Here is a 19,854-nt window from a genome sequence, read left to right as displayed (position 1 = left end):
ACCAGCAAAAATATAGCTCGAAATGCCGTGGACATTCTTTAACTTGGAAGATGGGAGAATGGAATGAATAAAAGGCAAATGGAAATTTTACGCATGTTGTTAACTGAACCGGACCGGTTGTGGTTAGCGCAGGATCTGGCGGATCTGACCGACTGCTCTGAAAAGACGATCCGCAACGATCTGAAAGTAATTGAAGATTATATCGTCAAGCATTCTGATGCCAATCTGGTGAGAAGGCCGGGACGCGGCATTTATCTGGAGATGGGTGAAGCGGATCAGAATGAATTGTTCCATCGACTGTATGCGGACGAGAGTACGGCCCAACATGAGTCGGATGAGGAAAGGGTACTGCATCTCGCCTATCGGCTCTTGATGAATGCCAAGCCTGTGACCATCCAGGATCTAGCTTCACAGTATTATGTGAACAAGACGGTAATTCGTAGAGATATGGAGAAGATTGATGGCTGGCTACACAGCTTTGATCTGGCCTTAATTACCAAGCAGCGCGTAGGCTTGACCATCCTAGGCTCTGAGAAAAATAAGCGCATCGCTTTGGCGCGGATGAACCAGCTGATTGACAGTCCTGAGTTAACAGGACAGTTGATGCGCAAACAGTTTGAATCGCACGAGATTACAACCATAAATCATGAATTAAAAGCATTGCAAAAACGCAATGAGCTCAGCTTTACTGACGAAGCTTTCGAAGCTCTAATGCTGCATATCCTCTTAATGGTCAAACGAACCAAGATGGGACAACCCATTTCCCTCTCCAAGCAGGACATTGCCTTTTTGCAGGAGAGACGCGAATTTACATGGGCTATGTCTTTTTTGCAGCAGTTGCAAAAGTTGTTTGCCGTGCCTTTTTCCAAGGAAGAGACAGCGTATTTAACTCTGCACCTGCTTAGCGGGAAGTTCCGTTACCAGCAGGAGGAAAGAACAGGAAAACAAGGTGAGCTGGCAGATAGCCACCCGCTTTTGCCTGAGTTGATTGAGCAGTTAGTCCGGCGGATGTCCGAGCTGAATATGATTGCCTTTTCCAAGGACAAGATGTTGCTGAAAGGGTTGAATGTCCATTTATATACGACCCTGAACCGTCTTCAATATGGGTTGACCGTGTCCAATCCTATGCTGGCCGAGATCAAGAAGATGTACCCCTACATGTTCGACCGAGTTATTATTACGCTGGAAGAGGTGGGGAGATGGGTCCGGCTATCATTCCCCGAGGAGGAAGCGGCGTATTTAACGCTGCATTTTCAGGCTTCTGTGGAGCGATTGCACCGGAAAGAGAGTCATCCCCAGAGAGCCATTATCGTGTGTCACATGGGCATCGGTATGTCCCAACTGCTGCGCACCAAGGTGGAACGTAAATTTCCGGCTGTACATGTGGAGACCACCCTTTCCAAAGCAGAAGTCCAGGACTATCTGGCAGCCCAGGAGGTGGATCTCGTCATTACCACTGTAGATCTCCCAGAGATGAACATTCCGCACATTCTCGTCTCTCCCTTGCTGGATGCCAAGGACGAACGTCGACTGGAGCAAGTGATCCGACGACTGGATGAGCCGGAACATAGGGCAGCAGAAGAATCGGTATTTTTTAAATATACAACACCTTTTTTGGTCTTTCCCCAGCAGGAAGTGCAGCATCCGGAACAATTGATCTCCAAGCTGGCGCAAATACTGGAGGACAAAGGATATGTGGAGCCCGGTTATGTGGACAGCGTACTGGCGCGAGAAAAAATGTCGGCTACGACGATTGGGGGAGGCATAGCCATCCCGCATGGCGGTTCTGAGTGGATAAGGCAGTCCTCTATTGTAATCGCTACCTTGAAGCAGCCGCTTACCTGGGGGACCGAGAAAGTAGAGCTTGTGTTCTTGCTTGCGGTTAAACAGGATGGGCGGGAAGAGATGCGCCAGTTATTCAAGGAATTGTCCCTGATCAGTGAGCAACCTGCTTTGGTTCATGCCTTATCTAAGGAGACCGATGCGATGAGATTATTAGGGAGAATGAAGGGATAAACTAAAATCAAAAGCTGTACTCTGGAGCAGGACTTATAGATAAGTCCTGCTTTTTGTCGGTATAATTCCGTTTTTCCGAAAGTTCCGGTAAAAAGTTCGTCCGATAACAGCAAGATAGGCGTTTATACTATCAATGTAAGCGGAAACAACAGAGAGAAGGGGAATGACTATGAAGATATTAGCGATTACCTCATGTCCTAACGGAATTGCACATACGTATATGGCAGCTGAGAATCTGCAAAAGGCAGCAGCAAAGCTGGGCATCGAAATGAAGGTCGAGACGCAAGGCTCCATTGGAGTTGAAAATCAACTGACCGAGCAGGATATCCGTGAGGCAGATGGCATTATTATTGCAGCGGATAAAACGGTGGTTAAAGACCGCTTCGTCGGTAAGAAACTGCTGGTCGTTGGCGTACAGGATGGCATTCGCCGTCCAGAAGAATTGATCCAGCGGGTGATGAAGGGGAATGTACCTGTGCACCAAGCAGAGTCACGTACTGCCGAAGGTAGCTCACAGGAGAACAAACCGAAACAAAATCCCATCTACCGACACTTGATGAACGGTGTGTCCTATATGGTACCCTTCATCGTCATTGGGGGATTGCTCATTGCCATTGCGTTGACGATTGGCGGTGAGAAGACACCAGGCGGTCTGGTTATACCGGACGGTTCATTTTGGAAGACGGTTCAGGATATCGGCTCAGCTTCGTTTACCTTTATGATACCGATCCTCGCCGGATTTATCGCAATGAGTATTGCGGATAGACCGGGGCTTGCACCGGGTATGGTTGGCGGATTCATTGCTGCGAACGGCAGTTTTTATGGAAGTGAGGCGGGGGCCGGATTTATCGGCGGGATTATCGCTGGTTTTCTGGCGGGTTATGTTGCACTGGGTATTCGGAAAATGAAGGTTGGGCGAGCGTTACAGCCGATCATGCCTATTATTATTATCCCTGTATTGGCATCGTTAATTGTTGGATTAATCTTTGTCTTTGTGATTGGTGCTCCAGTCGCACAATTGTTTGAAGCTTTAACGGGCTGGCTTGCAGGTATGCAAGGTACAAGTTCAATTCTACTAGCATTGATTCTAGGTGCGATGATCTCCTTTGATATGGGCGGCCCTGTGAACAAAGTTGCTTTCTTATTCGGTTCGGCCATGATCGGCGAAGGGAATTATGAAATTATGGGGCCAATCGCCGTTGCGATTTGTATTCCGCCGATTGGGATGGGACTTGCAGCGATGATCAACAAACGTAAATTTGCACCTGCGGAACGCGAGGCCGGGAAGGCAACATTCACGATGGGGTTGTTCGGGATTACCGAAGGTGCGATTCCATTCGCGGCGCAAGATCCACTGCGTGTTATTCCCAGTATTATGGTAGGGTCCATGGTCGGTTCTGTCATCGCCATGTTGGGAAATGTAGGTGATAAGGTAGCTCACGGTGGACCGATTGTAGCTGTACTTGGTGCAGTGGACCATGTGCTTATGTTCTTCATTGCCGTTATTGTCGGCGTAGCCGTATCGGTTGTCCTGGTGAGCTTGCTGAAAAAAGATATTGCAGCAACTGTAACTCCGGATGCTGCTGGGGAAGCGATGCCTGGACATTCTACCGCAGGAGCTGGACAATCTGCGATTACTACAACGGCCGTTGCGGAGTCATCAGTTTCAACAACTGTCACAAGTAACGGGCCAGCCGTGTCTTCGCAAGGCATTCACATTGAGAAACTGACGGATATTGTAACGATGGATCTGATTAATTTGGATCTGGAAGGAACGACACGAGATGCTGTGGTTGATGAAATGATCGGAGCACTTGAGAGAACTGGAGCTGTAAGCTCTGCCAGTGATTTCAAACAGGCGATATTAGCCAGAGAGGAAGAAGGATCAACAGGCATTGGAATGAATATTGCCATTCCTCATGGCAAATCGGAAGCTGTCCTGAAGCCAAGCGTGGTATTTGGCATCAAGCAAGGCGGTGTTGACTGGAATAGTGCAGACGGAAGTGAAGCAAAACTGATCTTTATGATTGCCGTACCGCGCAACAGCAAGGAAAATGCGCATCTGAAAGTGCTGCAAATGTTATCGCGTAAGCTGATGGACGATCATTTCAGAGAGGCGCTTCTGGCAGTTACTACGAAGGAAGAAGCATATCAATTGCTGGATCAGGTGCATTAATTCAATGCGATAAGAACCTAAAATAAAGAAAAGAGGCTCCCGAAGTTTCAGCCGGGAGCCTTTTTTTTGAGAAGGTCTTTGCGTGAGTCAGCGGCGTTCACCGCGTGATATAAGTATGATGCCGAGAAATACAAAGCCTGCACCAGCCAGATGAGCAAATGAGAAGGATTCACGGAGGATGATATAGGACAGCAGCAGTGTGCTGACGGGAATACAACCCGTGTATACAGCTGCTGTACTAGCCGGTACTCTTGATACACCCCTAAACCATAATACGTAGCCTAATGCGGTGACAAAGATACCATAATATAAGACTAGCCCAATCTCCCCTACACCAACGTGGTTAAAGTTGAACTGTTGGGCCTCCACAAAGGAACAAGCCAGGAACATGAGGAATGAAAAGAGTGTTATATACATGGTTCCAAGCAGGGAAGAGACATGGCTGGATAGCATCTTGCGTAACACTGTCAGTGCCGCTTCTCCGAACACAGCAGACAGAACAAGCAGCAGGCCAATGAACGAGGTTGCGTTAGGAGCATTGAACCAGAGCGCCGATATGTGAGGTGCTTGTAGTGCCAAAACACCGAGCAGTGAACAGGCAATCCCTAGTCCGGGGCGGAGCGTAATCTTTTCTCTCAGCAGCACATACGAAAGAAGTACAACAATAGCTGGGGTTAAGCTAGTTAAAATTCCGCTTTCGGAAGCAGAGGCGTAGGCCAGCCCGTACAGCATTAGGACACGGAAGAGAAACATGCCGACCAGTGCTTGAATGAACAGGATTAAGGCATCCCGTTTGCTGATCCTTAATGAATACTTCTTGATGAATACAATGGGTACCAAGAACAGAAGGGCAACAGCCAGACTGGCAGATTGCGATAAAAAAACAGGCAGCTGCATCACGACCAGTTTGCCGACTACCACAGAACTGCCGACAATGGAAGTGGCGATCACTAACTCCATGTAAGTCGAAAAGGTTGGTTTGTTCATTTTATCTCACCTCTTGTACAGATATTGATATATACTGTAGCAATAGAAACTGGGCACTTGTAGATCCAGTTGAAGAGGTTTTCGACAGTACCGCTTGGGGGGTAGCTATGTGGTTATCTATCGATAAGAATGTGACAGTTCCGATGCTGCGTCAGGTATATCAAGCAATACGGGACCGTATTTTAGCTGGAGAACTGAATGCAGGGTATAAACTTCCTTCGACCCGGGTGCTGGCCTTACAGTTGAACGTTTCCCGGAATGTTATCCTCGAAGCTTATGAAATGCTGCTAGCCGAAGGCTTAGCCATTGCGCGCTCAGGTTCAGGAACTTATGTAGCCGAAGGGGCCGTCCTTCCAGGTTATGTATCCGCACCGCCTATCGAGGCGTCTGCGTCTGCAGTGGAATCTGCATATTCAAATGAGATGTCAGTAATTTCCTTCCGGACAGGCCTTCCTGCATTGGAATTATTTCCGCGCAAATCATGGGCTGACTTGCTTCAGAGCGTATGCAAAGAGGCTCCTGATCTGGCACTAGGTTATGGCGATCCTGCTGGAGAGCCTGAGTTACGCAGGGAGCTAGCCGACTATTTGAGTCACACCAGAGGAGTGAAAGTCAGCCCGGAACATATTGTAATCACTAGCGGAGCAGTACAAGCGATTCAGCTTGTCACCCGTCTGTTACTGTCAGCTGGAGATGAAGCCCTGGTAGAGGAACCGACAAATGAAGATTTAAAAAGCATTCTGGCGGCCACAGGAGCCACACTGCGGAGTATGACTGTTGATGATTCGGGAGTTATAACAGCCGATCTGCCACAAAAGAAACACCCCAAACTGGCATATCTGACACCCTCGCACCAGTTCCCGCTGGGGGGTATCTTGCCGATCCAAAGGCGGATCGAGCTAATTCAGTATGCAGCCCGGACAGGATGTCTTCTGCTCGAAGATGATTATGACAGTGAGTTCCGGTATGACGGGGCGCCCGTCCACTCCTTGCAGAGTCTGGACCCAGAACGGGTGCTATATGTCGGGACGTTTAGCAAAATATTATTCCCCGCGCTGAGGATCGGCTATATTGTTCTTCCCTCGTCACGAGTCGCTGATTTTATCCGTTTAAAGCAACTGGCGGATTACCAGACGGCGAGCCTGGAGCAAATTGTGTTGAGTCGGTTTATCAGGAAGCGACTCCTTCATAAACATGTACATAAGATGAAGAAAGTGTATGCCAAGCGTCGTCAAGTCCTGCTTGATAGCCTTGAGCAGCATTTTACAGGGCAATATCGGGTGTGTGGCCGATCGGCGGGTTTACATTTGGTAGCAGAGTTTCAGTTCCCGTTCCGAGAGGATTTGCCGAAATGTCTCCATAGTCAAAATGTATTTGCGGCACAGCTTGAAGGGAACCGGCTGCTCATGGGCTATGGGCATCTAAAGGAAAATGAAATTCGTGAAGGGGTTCGCAGAATCAGGAACGCACTGCAACGGTAGTAAACGCGAAAGCAGCCTATCCTTAGGTGAGGATAGGCTGCCCTTTTCATAGCAAGATATTGTGTTCCATCATCACTATTCATACGAGGTTTGAGCCACGCGTACTAGCATATGGGCAAGCGCATGCTGCTGCTCCTTGTCCCCCGCTTTCCACAGCTCCTGGAGGAGCTTCTCCTCGCGATTTCGCGGTTCTTCTTTGGCTGCCAGATATCCAGCTATCTTCTCAGCTGCTTTTGCGATCAATTCTTCATTCAAACCAATATTTTGAGCCATTTCAATCTTGTCGCTCAAATAACTTTTGAATGAATCAAAGCTGCCCAGAATGTCATCCTTTTTGCTGTCGTCTATCCGATTTAATACGTCATCTACCTTGTTCAAGGCCACTTCGCCTTCCTTATTCACAGCATGATTATGCTCTGCCATTTCTAACGCCTCCTCAAGATCGTTTTCTAGGATAAGGACTGCTTACGGTACGGTAGTACTTACCCCGGCTAACCAAAATGAAACCGATGAGAAGCGGAGTATTGCGGAGGTAATCGCTACATAAAGTCAAAAAAATAACGGATCACGTGAAAAAAAACGGGCGAGGTGTAGGTCAAGCTATCCACCCGACTTAAGTAGCTTTTTTTCAAAGCATCGAACTTGTCATCATCGCCGATTAATAAATCCCGCTTTAGCACGGAAACCGTTAAGCTGCCGAAGAAACCGCTCAAGCTGATCAGCATGCCGAAAATAATTCCAAATTTCAGGTCAAACGGCGTCAGATAGGGATAGATGAAATAGGAAGCCGCTATAGTTACGGGAAAAGCGAGTGCAAAGCCTTCCCAAGTTATATTGGGATTGGACGTCGGGACGATTTTCCGCTTTCCGAAATAAAGTGATGCAAGATAGTGTACGACATCATTGAGCTGCGTTAGTACCACTAGAAAAAGTACAAGTTTCGCTCCGTATTGCGGCGTAGCAAACTGAAAATAGGCCAGATGACTCAACCCGAAAACCATTAGCATGAGTCCCCACTGGGTCGAGCTGACACTGCGCAGAAATCCAACCGTTCCTTTGTTGATCAATCGTGGGAGCGGTAGCAGTAAGAATACATAGATAGGAATAAAGACAATAAACATTCCGTACCACCCGATATAAATCCAGTAAAATTGTACGGGAATCGCCAAGTACGCCCATAGAAACAATCTGCGATCAGCTTTTCTGGATCTAATCATGGAAAAGTATTCTTTTAGCGCAAAAAAGGTGAGTGCCATCAGGGAAAGCAGTGAAACGATCGGATTGAAAAGAGTTGCCAAGCAAAAGATAAAGAACATACCCCACCATGTCTTGATGCGAAGCCCAATAGCTGCATAGTCTTTGTCTGGCTGTGTTTTGACTACTACTATGTAAATCAGATGGATGACCAATAAGGCTGTAAAAATAAGGATTAACGTAAATAGCGAACTGTCCATTACCACTCACCAACTTATCACGAAATAGGGTTCCATTAGGGTTCCTATGTTATTATGAAGGAATAATTCAAACTTGATAAGGGGAAATTTCGTAAATGGTAGCAGATCAATCCGTCTTTATCTTGCTTACGAATACGGGAACGTTTCTTACGAGAGTCATTAAAAGCTATACGAGAGCGCCATATAATCACGCCTCCATTTCCTTCAACCGGGAACTTTCGGAGTTATACAGCTTCGGGAGAAAGACCCCTAATAACCCTCTGGATGGTGGTTTCGTGAAAGAGGATATTAAGACAGGTACATACAGCAGATTTCCGAATACAACATGTGTTATCTACGAGCTTCAAGTAACCGACCGTGAAGTTGAAAAAATGAAGCGAGTTTTACATGTATTTATCCGAAGTCGTCAAAAATATATGTATAACTTACTGGGTTTGATTGGTATTGCACTCAAAGAACCAGTCGAGTTCAGCAATTCTTATTTTTGTTCGCAATTCGTTGCGGAAATTTTACAGCGATCCGGCATAAAAATATGGAACAAGCTGCCCGCTCTTGTTACGCCAGACGATTTTCGGCAAAGTGATCGATTCCATTTGATCTACGAGGGGAAATTGAGCGAGTATGATCCTCAAGCTTGAGGATCAGCACCGCATAACTTAGACCTATTCCGGCACAATTACCTCAATATGACGCGGTAAAATACCAAGGTCGATAGGCAAAGACGGCCCTTCCTCGCCATCTACATTCGTACTGATCGGTTCTGCGGAGCTGACACTTACATGCTTTGCGGTAAAGTAAATAATATCACTATGATCCTTCAGGTTACCTAAAAATAAGGATATGCTGGCCGTCACGGTGTTCAATATATTAAGGTTTTTGAAAATAAAGCAGTGAAGCAGACCATCGTCAACAGCCGCATCGGGCGCCAGTTTCTCGAAACCGCCGACTGAATTGGTTAAAGCAGCCAAAAAGAGTGGGGATTCACCTTCCCAGGTTTTGTCATCATAGCGGACGATAAGTGAGTGGGCAGGATGGCCGATAAGCTCTTTCATGCCTTCTTTGAAGTAGGCAAATGTGCCAAACATGGACTTATCGTCTGATGATACAGCTGATAGTGATTCAGCAAGCGAACCTGTGGCAACAACATTGGCAAACATTCGGCCGTTTAAGAGGCCCATATCTACGTTTTTCACGCGGGCAGAAGTCAGTATACGGATCGCCAGCTCGGGACTTAGCGGAATTTGCAAGGCACGGGCAAAATCATTGACTGTCCCAAGGGGGATGATCCCCAGTCTTGGGCGATGGTCTTGATCAATGAAACCGTTGATGGTTTCGTGAAGTGTGCCATCCCCGCCGATGGAAACGACTAGGTCACAAGCTTCCTCACACGCATTAACGCAAAAACGGGTGGCGTCCAGTTCCTTTGCCGTTTCTTTAACCGTAACAACGTATCCTTGATCACGTAGAATTTCTTCTACGTTTCTGACATGTTGGAGAGATTCCTCTTTGCCGGAAGAGGGATTTACAATGACCATAGCTTTTTTCATATACATGTTCCTTTCTCTGGGGAGAGTTTGTTGTACCAACTCTTACCCGAAAAGCAGACCTTTAGACTCTAGATTAGACATGCGTTATATTTTAGTTACTATATAAAAGTAAATACAATCTGAATGGAGGATTTCAAATGAAAATCGCATTAACAGGAGCAACGGGGCAATTGGGTTCCATCGTGGTAGATACGTTGCTTACATCTGTCTCCACAAACGATCTTATTGTTAGTGTAAGAAATCCAGAAAAAGCAGAGAACTTACGGTCTCGTGGCGTTGATGTTCGTCATGGCGACTTTGATAAACCGGAGACGCTGGATCAGGCGTTTGCTGGAGTAGACCGATTGCTGATTATATCCGCAGACGGGGATAATGATACTAGAATCCGTCAGCATAAAGCGGCTGTTGATGCTGCTGTACGTGCTGGAGTAGGCTTCATCGCCTATACTAGCGCCGCCAATGCCGCTGACAGTACTCTATTCCTTGCACCCGTACATCGCATCACGGAGGAGTTCATTCGCGAGTCAGGTATTCCTTACTCCTTCTTGCGTAATAATTGGTACCTGGAGAATGAGGCAGGCACGATCCAATCCGTACTCGCGGGGGCTCCTTGGCTTACCTCGGCAGGGACCGGTAAAGTAGGTTGGGCTACCCGCGCAGATTATGCGCAAGCAGCTGCAACCGTTTTGTCTGGCGAAGGGCATGAGAATACAATATATGAGCTCTCCGGTAAGCCGATTACCCAAGAAGAGTTTGCAGCGATACTGGCTGAGGTTCTAGGCAAAGATGTTCCTGTACAGCAGGTGGATGATGCTACGTATGCCGAGGTTATGCTCGGTGCGGGAGTCCCGGAAGGTGCAATCCCTATTGTGGTCGGTATTCAACAAGCGATTCGTGAAGGAGCCTTGGATGTCGTAAGCAGCGATTTTGAAAAGCTGTTGAAACGCTCCCTTACACCGCTTAGCCAAGGAATTAGTGAACTAATCAAGCAAATCCAAGCATAATAAACGTGCCGTAAAACGGATGCTGCCTACCTAGGCAACATCCGTTTTTAGTTATATGTTCACCTATGGACATTTTCAGCAGACAGAACGCTTACATATGAGGTGCAACAATACTCAGATTAGTTTCATCCATGAGTGGAATCGTGACGGATTATCCAATATACTTGTAGGGAACTCCAAGGAAGACTTGGAGCAAGCTTGGTCTATCCAGGGAAGCTTAGCACAGCAGTAGAATTTGAAAATGAATGGAGTACATAATACCATGTCTAATTTACCAAATTGTCCTGAATGTAATTCAGAGTACACTTATGAGGATCGCAGTCTTTTCATTTGTCCGGAATGCGCTCATGAGTGGTCTACCGAGTCAGAAGCGGTAAGCAGTGAAGACATTAAGATCGTCAAAGATGCGAATGGTAACATCCTACAGGATGGTGACTCTGTAACTGTCATTAAAGACCTTAAAGTGAAGGGAAGCTCATCCGTCTTAAAAATTGGCACCAAAGTAAAAAACATCCGTCTGGTGGATGGCGATCACGATATTGACTGCAAAATTGATGGTTTTGGAGCAATGAAGCTAAAATCGGAGTTTGTAAAAAAGAATTAAAATGTAAGAAAGGAGAAGCCGAGGGCTTCTCCTTTTTTTGTTTATAAGGGCGCTAACCATACGGTTCCTGTTCCCCTGTACACATTTACCAGCCCTTCGCCGGAAGCAGCCGAGCCCATTTTGGTTTTTCCAGATTTTTCGACGGTGAACTGTAAGGTATTGGACCACATGAGGGCAAAGTTACCATCCACCTTCAGCACATCATTTTGCAATTCTATAACGACCGCTTCCTCGGAAGGGATTGGCGCTTGAAGTGCCAGAACCCCTTTTCCGCGGGCGCTTAAATTAAATAACCCTTCTCCACCCAGTGCGGCAGAGGAAAGATTACTACGTGCAACGACGGATATGTCCAGCGTCGTGTCACAAGCCAAAAACAAGCCGTCTTCGATGGCAATATCATCATTGTCGACATCAATAAGCCAAATATATTGGTAGGTAGGCTCCAGCATAATGGTACCCGTGCCTTTATAGTGCGGTTTAATGGCACCTGTCCCTGTTACAGCGCCGGACACCAAGTTTCGCATTAAGCCTCCCACGCCTTTTACACCGGTAGTCATTTCCATGCTACCCACAGTATATTGCATGGCTCCCGCCTTCATCATAATCTCACTATTGTTGATTTCGATCATGAGTTGCTTGCGGCGCATGTTACTTTTGCTCATATAGTAATTGTCTTGCGCAGCCGCAACCGAGGTGCAGCTCAAATCTGTTATGTATTCCAGTACCGTAAATCCGCCTAATTGGTCAGTGATAGCAACATTGCTGTTATCCTTTAAATTATTAATAACAAAAGCCATAAATGTAAGTGCCTCCTTGTTGTATTCATGGTGTGGGGATGGGAAACTTCTTTGTTCCATACAATATTCGACAAAGAGACTTCTTTTCCTGCGGCGAATCTTGACACTTCCCTTGGCTGATTTTCAGACTCAGAAAAGGAGAGCTTGAAAAAGATGCGAAAAAGGTTCAATATAAAGATATCGGTTTTTAAAATGATTGGCTTCGAAAGCAGCCGAATGAGAATGAAACATGAAAATAGGGGGTAGAGCAAGTGGAGATAGGGATAAGCACGTTTGTAGAAACAACGCCGGATCCCCAAACGGGGGAGGTTATCAGTCACGCACAACGAATACGTGAAGTGGTCGAGGAGATTGTGCTTGCAGATCAGGTAGGGCTGGATGTGTACGGCGTCGGGGAGCATCATCGTAAAGATTATGCAGCATCTGCACCTGCTGTTATCCTCGCTGCTGCTGCTGCACAGACCCAACGGATTCGGTTAACCAGTGCAGTTACGGTACTTTCATCGGATGATCCCGTACGTGTGTTTCAGGATTTTGCTACACTGGACGGCATTTCGAATGGACGAGCTGAGATTATGGCAGGCCGGGGCTCTTTTATCGAATCGTTCCCGTTATTTGGGTATGATTTGGATAACTACGATGAGTTATTTGATGAAAAACTGGAGCTGTTATTGAAAATCCGAGAATCCGAGAAAGTCACCTGGAAGGGCGGACATCGGCCTGCAATTCACAATTTGGGCGTGTATCCGCGTCCAGTTCAAAATCCGTTGCCCGTATGGATTGGGAGTGGGGGGAATCAGGAATCTGTGGTTCGTGCAGGATTGCTCGGTTTGCCATTGGTTCTGGCGATTATCGGGGGTAGCCCTGTACAGTTTGCCCCGTTGGTGGAACTATATAAAAAAGCCGCGAGGCATGCCGGTCATGATGCATCGCTGCTTCCGGTTGCATCACACTCACATGGTTTTATCGCAGAGACTACTGAGCTGGCAGCGGATAAGTTCTTCCCTTCCACTCAGCAGAGCATGAATGTGCTTGGGCGTGAACGCGGTTGGGGCCCTTACACTCGCTCCAGCTTCGATGCCGCACGCAGCTTTGAAGGAGCGTTATATGTAGGTGATTCAGACACGGTTGCCAAGAAAATCATTCATCTCCGTAAACAGGTAGGCATTACACGTTTTCTGTTGCACGTGCCCGTCGGTACGATGCCGCATGACGATGTCATGAGAGCTATTGAGCTATTGGGAACAGAGGTAGCACCACGGGTTCGTGAAGAGATATCCAAGTGGGAATCCGAGAGTAAATAGGTGGATTGATCTCAGTAGACAAAGGAGAAAGGGGCAGACCATGAGCGATATGGCCGCTCCTTTCTTAACTCTAAAATAATCTATATATGAGCTGATCAGATCATTTTTTATTTTGTCCGTTTTTTATGCGTGATGCGCTTTTGCAACAGGGTTTTACCTTGTTTTAGTCTCTTAGGTTTAGCAGGGACTCTGCGCAGGATAGGTTTCTCTTGGATTGCCTTGGAAGGCAATGTCATGCGGAGTGTGGATGATGCAGGTTTTCTTTGACTGCTGCTTGTTACAAAGTTGATGGTGTAGTCCAAGACGAATGGACTAACTGCGATTCTCCGCAGTCCCACGCTTCTACAAGTGGTACAACCTGTATCCCAGCACCAATTGAAGGCATTCTCAGGAACTTGAGTGAAATATGAACCCCGCCATTCGCGTCCAAAATCATCTTCAGCGTAATAAAAGAACGTATTCCCTCCTGCGAAGCCGCTCCAAACCTGAATAGTCTGTCCAGGGTTAACACGGTACCAGCCTGCTTTAGAATAGTTAACAGGAGTACAGCTGAAGTCCGGATAGGCAAAGACCACAAAGATAGCCGCATTGGTACTGTTGCGAAAATTGAGACCCATTTGTCGTCACTTCTTTCCTCATATAGTAATCCTACAGAGTATTCTATGAGAGTTTTGAAAGAAGGGAACGGACACGAGTCTCTTAATCGCTAAAATTGAACCATTTGCTGATGTCTATTTTGTTATGTTCATTTATAGATCTCCATTCGTTTGATTCTGGTTGATAGGTATAATCTTTTTGCCAGGTCACGATGTTTTCTACGATTGCCCGTATGGAAGAGGCGATATAGGAGACTTCCTGATTCGTCATCATGGGATGGAGCGACAGACGCACCCAGCCCGGTTTTCGAGATAAGTCTCCTGCATCGATCAGGTCTGTCATTTGTTTAGACGTTTGGGGGTCGATGCCCAGCAAATAATGTCCGTAGGGGCCTGCACAAGAGCAGCCGCCCCGGACCTGAATACCAAACCGATCATTCAATAGTTTTACGATCAGGTTATAGTGAATAGGACCGACAACGAAAGAAACGATTCCCATTCGTTCTTGGCTGCTTCCTCCTAAAATGTGTAGTCCTGGTATGGTACTCAAGCTTTTTAGTAATAATGATGTCAGTTCCTTTTTTCGCTCCAACATGCGGTTGTATCCCATTTGTTCTTTCAGCCGAATGCAGAGCGCCGTTCGAACGGCCTGTATAAAGGCAGGGGTTCCTCCATCCTCACGGGCTTCAGTATTATCTTTATACTCGTATCCACCCCAAGGATTGGTCCAGCTAACTGTACCCCCTCCGGGCTGATCCGGAGCACAACTAAGGCATAGTCTCGAATCCATAATTAAAACGCCGCTTGTACCGGGACCCCCAAGAAATTTGTGGGGTGAAAATACAATCCCGTCCAGTTTCTCGAGAGGATCTGTGGGGTGCATGTTAATCTCGGCATAAGGTGCGCTTGCTGAAAAATCAATGAAACAAACGCCGCCATGTTCGTGCATTTTGCGAGATAGCTGGTAAATCGGTACTTCGAACCCTGTAACATTAGAGCAGGCGGTAAAGGCGCCGATTTTGACAGGGCGATGCCGGAATTGAAGCAGCAGTCGTTCGAGATGAGTTGGATCGACAATCCCGCCGGGACCCGGAGGAAGACATACAACGTCTCCAACGGTTTCTGCCCAGGAAATATGATTGGAATGATGCTCCATATGTGTAACGAAAATAACGGGGCGCTCTTTTTTGGCGATGGGGTAGAGGGGCTTTAATTTTTCATGTATTTTCAATCCTAATAGCCGCTGAAGCTTATTCACTGCACCTGTCATACCTGACCCGGCGAACAGGATGATATCACGTTCATTGGCATGAACGTGGCCCTTAATGATTTGTTTCGCTTCTTCATAGGCTTGGGTCATCAGAGTTCCTGTCAAATTAGACTCCGTATGCGTATTCGCCACAAAAGGGCCTAATTCATGAGCTATTTTCGACTCGATGGGTCCATACAGACGGCCACTGGCTGCCCAATCCGCATAAATCAGCTTTTTTTGCCCATATGGAGATTCAAAGGTCTGGTGATATCCGATTGTACTTTCGCGATACCTTTGGAAATAAGCCTCGTTAGAAGGCTGATACCTACAATTACTGCTTCCAATTCGAGCCATGAGCATACGGCGCCTCCCAAGTCGTTCTGTCTTCTTAGGGTACGTAAGTAGGTCCGAATGGGTTAAAAAAAATAGGCGAGTGTCATCATTTAGTCACAATAAAAGCCTCATCCAACAGCCGGATAAGGCGCAAGTCTATCCTATATAAACAACTGCATATCGGATTCGAGCGCATCTTTTAGATACGTTTTGGCCTCGATAATTTCCAGTTCAGGTATAAATTCTTCCGGTTTAAAACCCATAATATCCACCGATAGCTTACAGGCATAAAATTTGACGTTTTTCTTCCGGGCACCTTTTAGGAAGTGGATCAGCTTTGGGGCTTCATTGTCTTCCAACATTTCCGTTAGCATCAGTTTGCCCAGACCACTAAAATTCATATGGGACAGCGGTAAGGATTCAGGCCCTTTGGGCGTCATCAAGTCCATGAGTTTCTCGTAAATCGTCTTATCCTCAAGCGTCATCTTCTCGGGATCACGAACCAGTGATAATCCCCAGAACGCAAAAAACATCGTCACATCCACATCCAATTCCCGCGCTGTATTTGCCAGAATCAGTCCAGCCATTGCCTTATCATAATCGCCGCTGAACATAAGCAGATTCATCCTTTTATCCACAATTCCCGCCTCCATTACCAACAGATATATTCAGTATGGATTTGGAAATGAAAACTATGCATGGTTCACTGTGTTGTCTGAAGCCGCAAATTTTTCTCACGGCACAGTCGACAACTCAGCAAAAGATATCCTGTCTACAATATCAAAACCGTTTCCCTGTCCTCTTGGCTTCACAACTACAGTACCCAAGTTCGGAATCTCGCCCAAACCAATGCCTTGAGGGAAACTGTGAGCAATGATAACTTTGTTGGTCCCAGAAGGTGGAACTTTCTCTAACACAGAAGTCAGTTCGGCTAATGTACTTTCCTTCTCTGCTGCGGTTACATCACCACTTAGATTGTAAATTCTAACCCAGAAGGGATCTACATGAACATTTTCTGCTCCAAAAGCTAATTCTGCCGTTTCCCTTGTTCGACAAAAGGGACTTGCTATAACTGGGGTTTGAATGGGGATTTGTAAGCTCTTTATCCTTTCCCCAAAAAGTAAGGCTTGTCTTTTACCTTCCTCGGAAAGATTCCTTTGGAGTGAGCAATCGCCTAAGACGAGATTAGGTTGATCTTCTCCTAGCGTTGCTTCACCGTGCCTAACGAACAGAATGTATCCACCCTGACGAAGAGAACTTAGTAACTCTGGTTTAACTGGTCTAGCTTCCGCTGTATTTATAGCTGCTCCCACGATTTGTATCGGAGTCATAAGAAGTAAAGAAAGCATGCATGCATAAACTAACCTTTTCATCTTCGCATCTCTCCCCCTAAGAATACAATTTTGAGATATAGTATATGTATTGAGGGAAGAAAAAAACGGGGAATAGTATAAGTTACTGTTTCCATAGGCTAGGCGGTTGTAACCCTCTAACATTGAGTTTTTTACTATTTAACAATATGCTTCCAATCCTTTTCTGCGCTTTTTCTGCAGTTCCCTACCCAAAACATGACGCTACTTATGCAACGGTTCGCCGTTACCAATGTCATATCTACAAACCGTCCCATTCTGTATAATCTCAAGGGGAATTCAAGACACAAGCCTGAGATCGGGAGGATCATGAGAAAGTGAGTATAGAGAACAAATATAAAGCACTTGAACTGGAAAAGCCGGGCATCTACGAGCTGGAGGGACTGGAAGTCGGGGTCACCTCTAATTGCAACTTCAAGTGTGATTACTGCTGCGCATATCAGCGGAACGATGGGCAATGCATTAGCAGCAAAGAGGTCATTGATATTATTGATGACATTCCAACGTTAAAACGTGTGCGACTGTCCGGGGGAGAAGTGACCCTGAAGTATGAGGATTGTCTGGACATTGTGGCTCACTGTTCGAGCAAAGGAATCGCTACCCAGCTCAACACCAATGCCAGCTTGCTCAGCCCTGAACGAATTGAGAAACTGCGTGATGCAGGTCTTTCCAACATTCATATCTCCTTCAACTTCACGGATGCTGATAAATATGCAGCCTATTATCATGTTCATCCTCGCATGTATGAGAAAATTGTTCAAAATATCCGGTTATGTACCGAGGCCAAGCTGGAAACGGTGTTGGAGACGTTGCTGTTTGCGGAGACACAAAACAACATGCCAGCTATTAGCGAAATGGTATATGATCTCGGTGTGCGCATCCATGAAATCCAAAACAGCATTGTGATGGATCATACCAACTGGAACGCTATTTCCACCAAGGAAGCGCTCGTTCGTTCCGTTCATGACCTGATTGCACATAAAAAAGATGATACTGTATTGTATTTTACCTGCATGGATCGTTTTGCAGAAGCGCTGGGCTTTCAGGAGCAGCCGGGTGTGTATTTTTCCAATTGTGTTGATGGTAAAAAACAGCTCCATCTGCACGGGAACGGGGACATTCTGATCTGTGAGCTATGCCATCCTGTGGTCATCGGCAATATTTATGATGGAACATCCTTAAAGGATATTTACAAAAATAAACCGAAGCAGCTTCAGGAGTTTCTCGACAAACTGCCTTGTCCTGCATATGATGCGCTTTTTCCTGTAGGAAGCAAGTAGACATGATTTGAAATTGTGAAACTAAAGCATCTACCACCCTAACAGTCAGGGTGGTAGATATCCTTCATGTAACTCCATGAATCCTTTATCAATGATTTTAATGAAAGGGTTTACATGTTAAAATATAAAAATATAATTCTCTTATGAAAGAAGGAGTAGATATGAAATATAGAAATGTAGGCAACAGTGGTCTTAAAATTAGTGAAATCGGCTTGGGGAGCTGGTTGACGTACGGTACAGCCGCCGAGCAGGAAGCAGCTCATACCTGTATTGCCAAAGCCTTTGAACTCGGGATTAATTTCTTTGATACCGCGAACGCGTATAACCGGGGAGAAGGCGAAAAGGCTATGGGAGCTGCTTTGAAGTCCTATCGAAGAGATAGCTATGTATTATCTACCAAGGTGTACTTTCCTATGGATTCCGGTCCCAATGACAGGGGACTGTCACGCAAGCACATTATGGAGCAATGTGAAGCGAGTCTGAAGCGTCTGGGTACGGATTATATCGACATGTACTTTTGTCATCGTTATGATCCGGACACTCCTTTGGAAGAGACGCTGCGAGCGCTCGATGACCTTCAGGCTCAGGGTAAGATTCTGTACGCTGCTGTCAGCGAATGGAGTGCTGCCCAGCTCATGGATGCTTATGGGATTGGAAAAAGGCTGAATCTGCGCCCGCTGATTGCCAATCAGCCGATCTATAATATGTTCGAACGTTACATCGAGCATGAGGTACTTCCGGTATCCGGGCAGGTAGGCATCGGCCAAATTGTATTTTCGCCTCTGGCCCAAGGGGTCCTCACGGGGAAATACAAGCCTGGACAACCTTTACCGACGGGTAGCCGCGGGGCTGATGCCTCTGTCAATAATGTCATCAGCAGTTACATGAACGATACCGTTCTGAACTGTGTCCAGGAGCTGGATAAGCTGGCGAAGAATTTGGGTGTTACCCTGTCACAGCTCGCGCTTGCTTGGATTCTGAGAGAACCGGGTATCAGCGCTGCACTTATTGGGGCTACTAAACCGGCACAAATTGAGGAAAATGTAAAAGCAGTCGAAGTGACGCTGCAACCGGAGACATGCGCGGAAATTGAGCGGATTCTTAAGCAAGCAGAGGGTTTTGAACCTTTGCGTTAAGCATTCACACGAGCCTCTGTAGAGGCGAACCATTAACTAGCTCCAAGTATGGCATAAATTCCTGAACCCACACTAAATACAATCCCGCTCACTAGAACGAGGATTTGCTTCTTACTGAGATCCAGCGGATCAAAAAAGATGGGTAATAGCCATTTTAGGGTGATGACAGACCATAAGCCCTCCAGTAACCCTAGCATCAACACCTTTTGTCCCCAGTGAAACTTCATTTGCGGTGTTAGCGGACCTGCTAGCATCAAATCACCTGAGGCACGGATATTCCAGAAAACGATAACCATGAATACAACAAGGGTTAACAATGTGGACATAATATAGGCGATATCTTTTTTAGCCTTTTTCGTAAGTTTCGGCGATTTTTTAAACTCAGGCAAGCCAATCAGGAAAAAAACGATTCCCATAAAAATAGCTGCGCCTATAAAGGAACCGAGTATGATATTGGCCACGATGCCGATGCCATTGATGATTAATAATAAAATAAGCTCTCCCCCTTTGGGGTTAC

The 19,854-nt window shown here is 46.3% G+C and carries 19 protein-coding genes; 9 read left to right on the top strand and 10 right to left on the bottom strand.

Features of this window, described 5'->3' with window-relative positions:
* Positions 1-63: 63 nt before the first annotated feature.
* Positions 64-2,016, top strand: coding sequence for a BglG family transcription antiterminator (locus tag MKX46_RS14960; RefSeq protein ID WP_029518868.1), 1,953 nt, complete (start codon positions 64-66; stop codon positions 2,014-2,016).
* Between the two features lie 169 nt (positions 2,017-2,185).
* A complete protein-coding gene (locus MKX46_RS14955; RefSeq protein ID WP_029518867.1) occupies positions 2,186-4,192 on the top strand; it encodes a PTS fructose transporter subunit IIABC in 2,007 nt (668 codons plus the stop codon).
* A gap of 87 nt (positions 4,193-4,279) precedes the next feature.
* On the opposite strand, the gene MKX46_RS14950 is transcribed toward MKX46_RS14955, so the two are convergent.
* Complete coding sequence (locus MKX46_RS14950; protein ID WP_029518866.1) at positions 4,280-5,179, bottom strand: DMT family transporter; 900 nt, start codon at positions 5,177-5,179, stop codon at positions 4,280-4,282.
* Positions 5,180-5,286: 107 nt separating this feature from the next.
* Between MKX46_RS14950 and pdxR the strand changes: the two genes are divergently transcribed.
* Positions 5,287-6,660 carry a MocR-like pyridoxine biosynthesis transcription factor PdxR gene (gene pdxR, locus MKX46_RS14945; RefSeq protein WP_029518865.1) on the top strand — a complete coding sequence of 458 codons (1,374 nt, stop codon included), beginning with the start codon at positions 5,287-5,289 and terminating at the stop codon, positions 6,658-6,660.
* Positions 6,661-6,735: 75 nt separating this feature from the next.
* Here pdxR and MKX46_RS14940 read toward each other — a convergent pair whose 3' ends face one another.
* On the bottom strand, positions 6,736-7,083 hold the full coding sequence (locus tag MKX46_RS14940; RefSeq protein ID WP_029518864.1) for a DUF3243 domain-containing protein: 348 nt from the start codon (positions 7,081-7,083) through the stop codon (positions 6,736-6,738).
* A 116-nt stretch (positions 7,084-7,199) separates the two neighbouring features.
* The gene (locus MKX46_RS14935; RefSeq protein ID WP_029518863.1) at positions 7,200-8,114 is read right to left on the bottom strand and encodes a phosphatidate cytidylyltransferase; all 915 of its coding nucleotides are present in this window, start codon (positions 8,112-8,114) and stop codon (positions 7,200-7,202) included.
* Positions 8,115-8,209: 95 nt separating this feature from the next.
* On the opposite strand from MKX46_RS14935, the gene MKX46_RS14930 reads away from it, so the two are divergent.
* Positions 8,210-8,752 (top strand): hypothetical protein, encoded by a 543-nt coding sequence (locus MKX46_RS14930; RefSeq protein ID WP_023991046.1) that lies wholly within the window; start codon positions 8,210-8,212, stop codon positions 8,750-8,752.
* Positions 8,753-8,776: 24 nt separating this feature from the next.
* Here MKX46_RS14930 and MKX46_RS14925 read toward each other — a convergent pair whose 3' ends face one another.
* Complete coding sequence (locus MKX46_RS14925) at positions 8,777-9,661, bottom strand: diacylglycerol/lipid kinase family protein (RefSeq protein ID WP_049817066.1); 885 nt, start codon at positions 9,659-9,661, stop codon at positions 8,777-8,779.
* Between the two features lie 137 nt (positions 9,662-9,798).
* Between MKX46_RS14925 and MKX46_RS14920 the strand changes: the two genes are divergently transcribed.
* A complete protein-coding gene (locus tag MKX46_RS14920) occupies positions 9,799-10,665 on the top strand; it encodes an SDR family oxidoreductase (protein WP_029518862.1) in 867 nt (288 codons plus the stop codon).
* 262 nt (positions 10,666-10,927) lie between these two features.
* Positions 10,928-11,269 (top strand): zinc ribbon domain-containing protein YjdM, encoded by a 342-nt coding sequence (locus MKX46_RS14915; protein ID WP_029518861.1) that lies wholly within the window; start codon positions 10,928-10,930, stop codon positions 11,267-11,269.
* A gap of 41 nt (positions 11,270-11,310) precedes the next feature.
* Here the strand turns inward: MKX46_RS14915 and MKX46_RS14910 are convergent, their stop codons facing one another.
* Positions 11,311-12,066: an AIM24 family protein gene (locus MKX46_RS14910; protein WP_029518860.1), complete on the bottom strand. Its 756-nt coding sequence runs from the start codon at positions 12,064-12,066 to the stop codon at positions 11,311-11,313.
* A gap of 251 nt (positions 12,067-12,317) precedes the next feature.
* On the opposite strand from MKX46_RS14910, the gene MKX46_RS14905 reads away from it, so the two are divergent.
* A complete protein-coding gene (locus MKX46_RS14905) occupies positions 12,318-13,370 on the top strand; it encodes an LLM class flavin-dependent oxidoreductase (RefSeq protein WP_069012299.1) in 1,053 nt (350 codons plus the stop codon).
* A 107-nt stretch (positions 13,371-13,477) separates the two neighbouring features.
* On the opposite strand, the gene MKX46_RS14900 is transcribed toward MKX46_RS14905, so the two are convergent.
* From MKX46_RS14900 to MKX46_RS14885, 4 genes are all read right to left on the bottom strand, one after another.
* Positions 13,478-13,987: a DUF1036 domain-containing protein gene (locus MKX46_RS14900; protein ID WP_029518858.1), complete on the bottom strand. Its 510-nt coding sequence runs from the start codon at positions 13,985-13,987 to the stop codon at positions 13,478-13,480.
* An 82-nt stretch (positions 13,988-14,069) separates the two neighbouring features.
* Positions 14,070-15,578: an aminotransferase class V-fold PLP-dependent enzyme gene (locus MKX46_RS14895; protein WP_341071410.1), complete on the bottom strand. Its 1,509-nt coding sequence runs from the start codon at positions 15,576-15,578 to the stop codon at positions 14,070-14,072.
* 134 nt (positions 15,579-15,712) lie between these two features.
* Complete coding sequence (locus MKX46_RS14890; protein WP_029518856.1) at positions 15,713-16,189, bottom strand: DsrE/DsrF/DrsH-like family protein; 477 nt, start codon at positions 16,187-16,189, stop codon at positions 15,713-15,715.
* Positions 16,190-16,285: 96 nt separating this feature from the next.
* Entirely contained in the window at positions 16,286-16,924 is a 639-nt protein-coding gene (locus tag MKX46_RS14885) for a histidine phosphatase family protein (RefSeq protein ID WP_340933724.1), read from the bottom strand.
* A gap of 314 nt (positions 16,925-17,238) precedes the next feature.
* On the opposite strand from MKX46_RS14885, the gene MKX46_RS14880 reads away from it, so the two are divergent.
* Positions 17,239-18,201 (top strand): radical SAM protein, encoded by a 963-nt coding sequence (locus MKX46_RS14880; protein WP_069012296.1) that lies wholly within the window; start codon positions 17,239-17,241, stop codon positions 18,199-18,201.
* 161 nt (positions 18,202-18,362) lie between these two features.
* The gene (locus MKX46_RS14875) at positions 18,363-19,337 is read left to right on the top strand and encodes an aldo/keto reductase family protein (RefSeq protein ID WP_029518853.1); all 975 of its coding nucleotides are present in this window, start codon (positions 18,363-18,365) and stop codon (positions 19,335-19,337) included.
* A gap of 32 nt (positions 19,338-19,369) precedes the next feature.
* On the opposite strand, the gene MKX46_RS14870 is transcribed toward MKX46_RS14875, so the two are convergent.
* Positions 19,370-19,753, bottom strand: a complete 384-nt coding sequence (locus MKX46_RS14870; protein WP_069012294.1) for a hypothetical protein — start codon at positions 19,751-19,753, stop codon at positions 19,370-19,372.
* Positions 19,754-19,854 lie beyond the last annotated feature (101 nt).

Source organism: Paenibacillus sp. FSL P4-0113, from assembly GCF_038009305.1.
In the GTDB taxonomy this organism is placed as follows: Bacteria; Bacillota; Bacilli; order Paenibacillales; family Paenibacillaceae; genus Paenibacillus; species Paenibacillus polymyxa_D.
The sequence above is the reverse complement of the archived record's forward strand: the minus strand, read 5'-3'. Positions and strand labels throughout refer to the sequence as shown.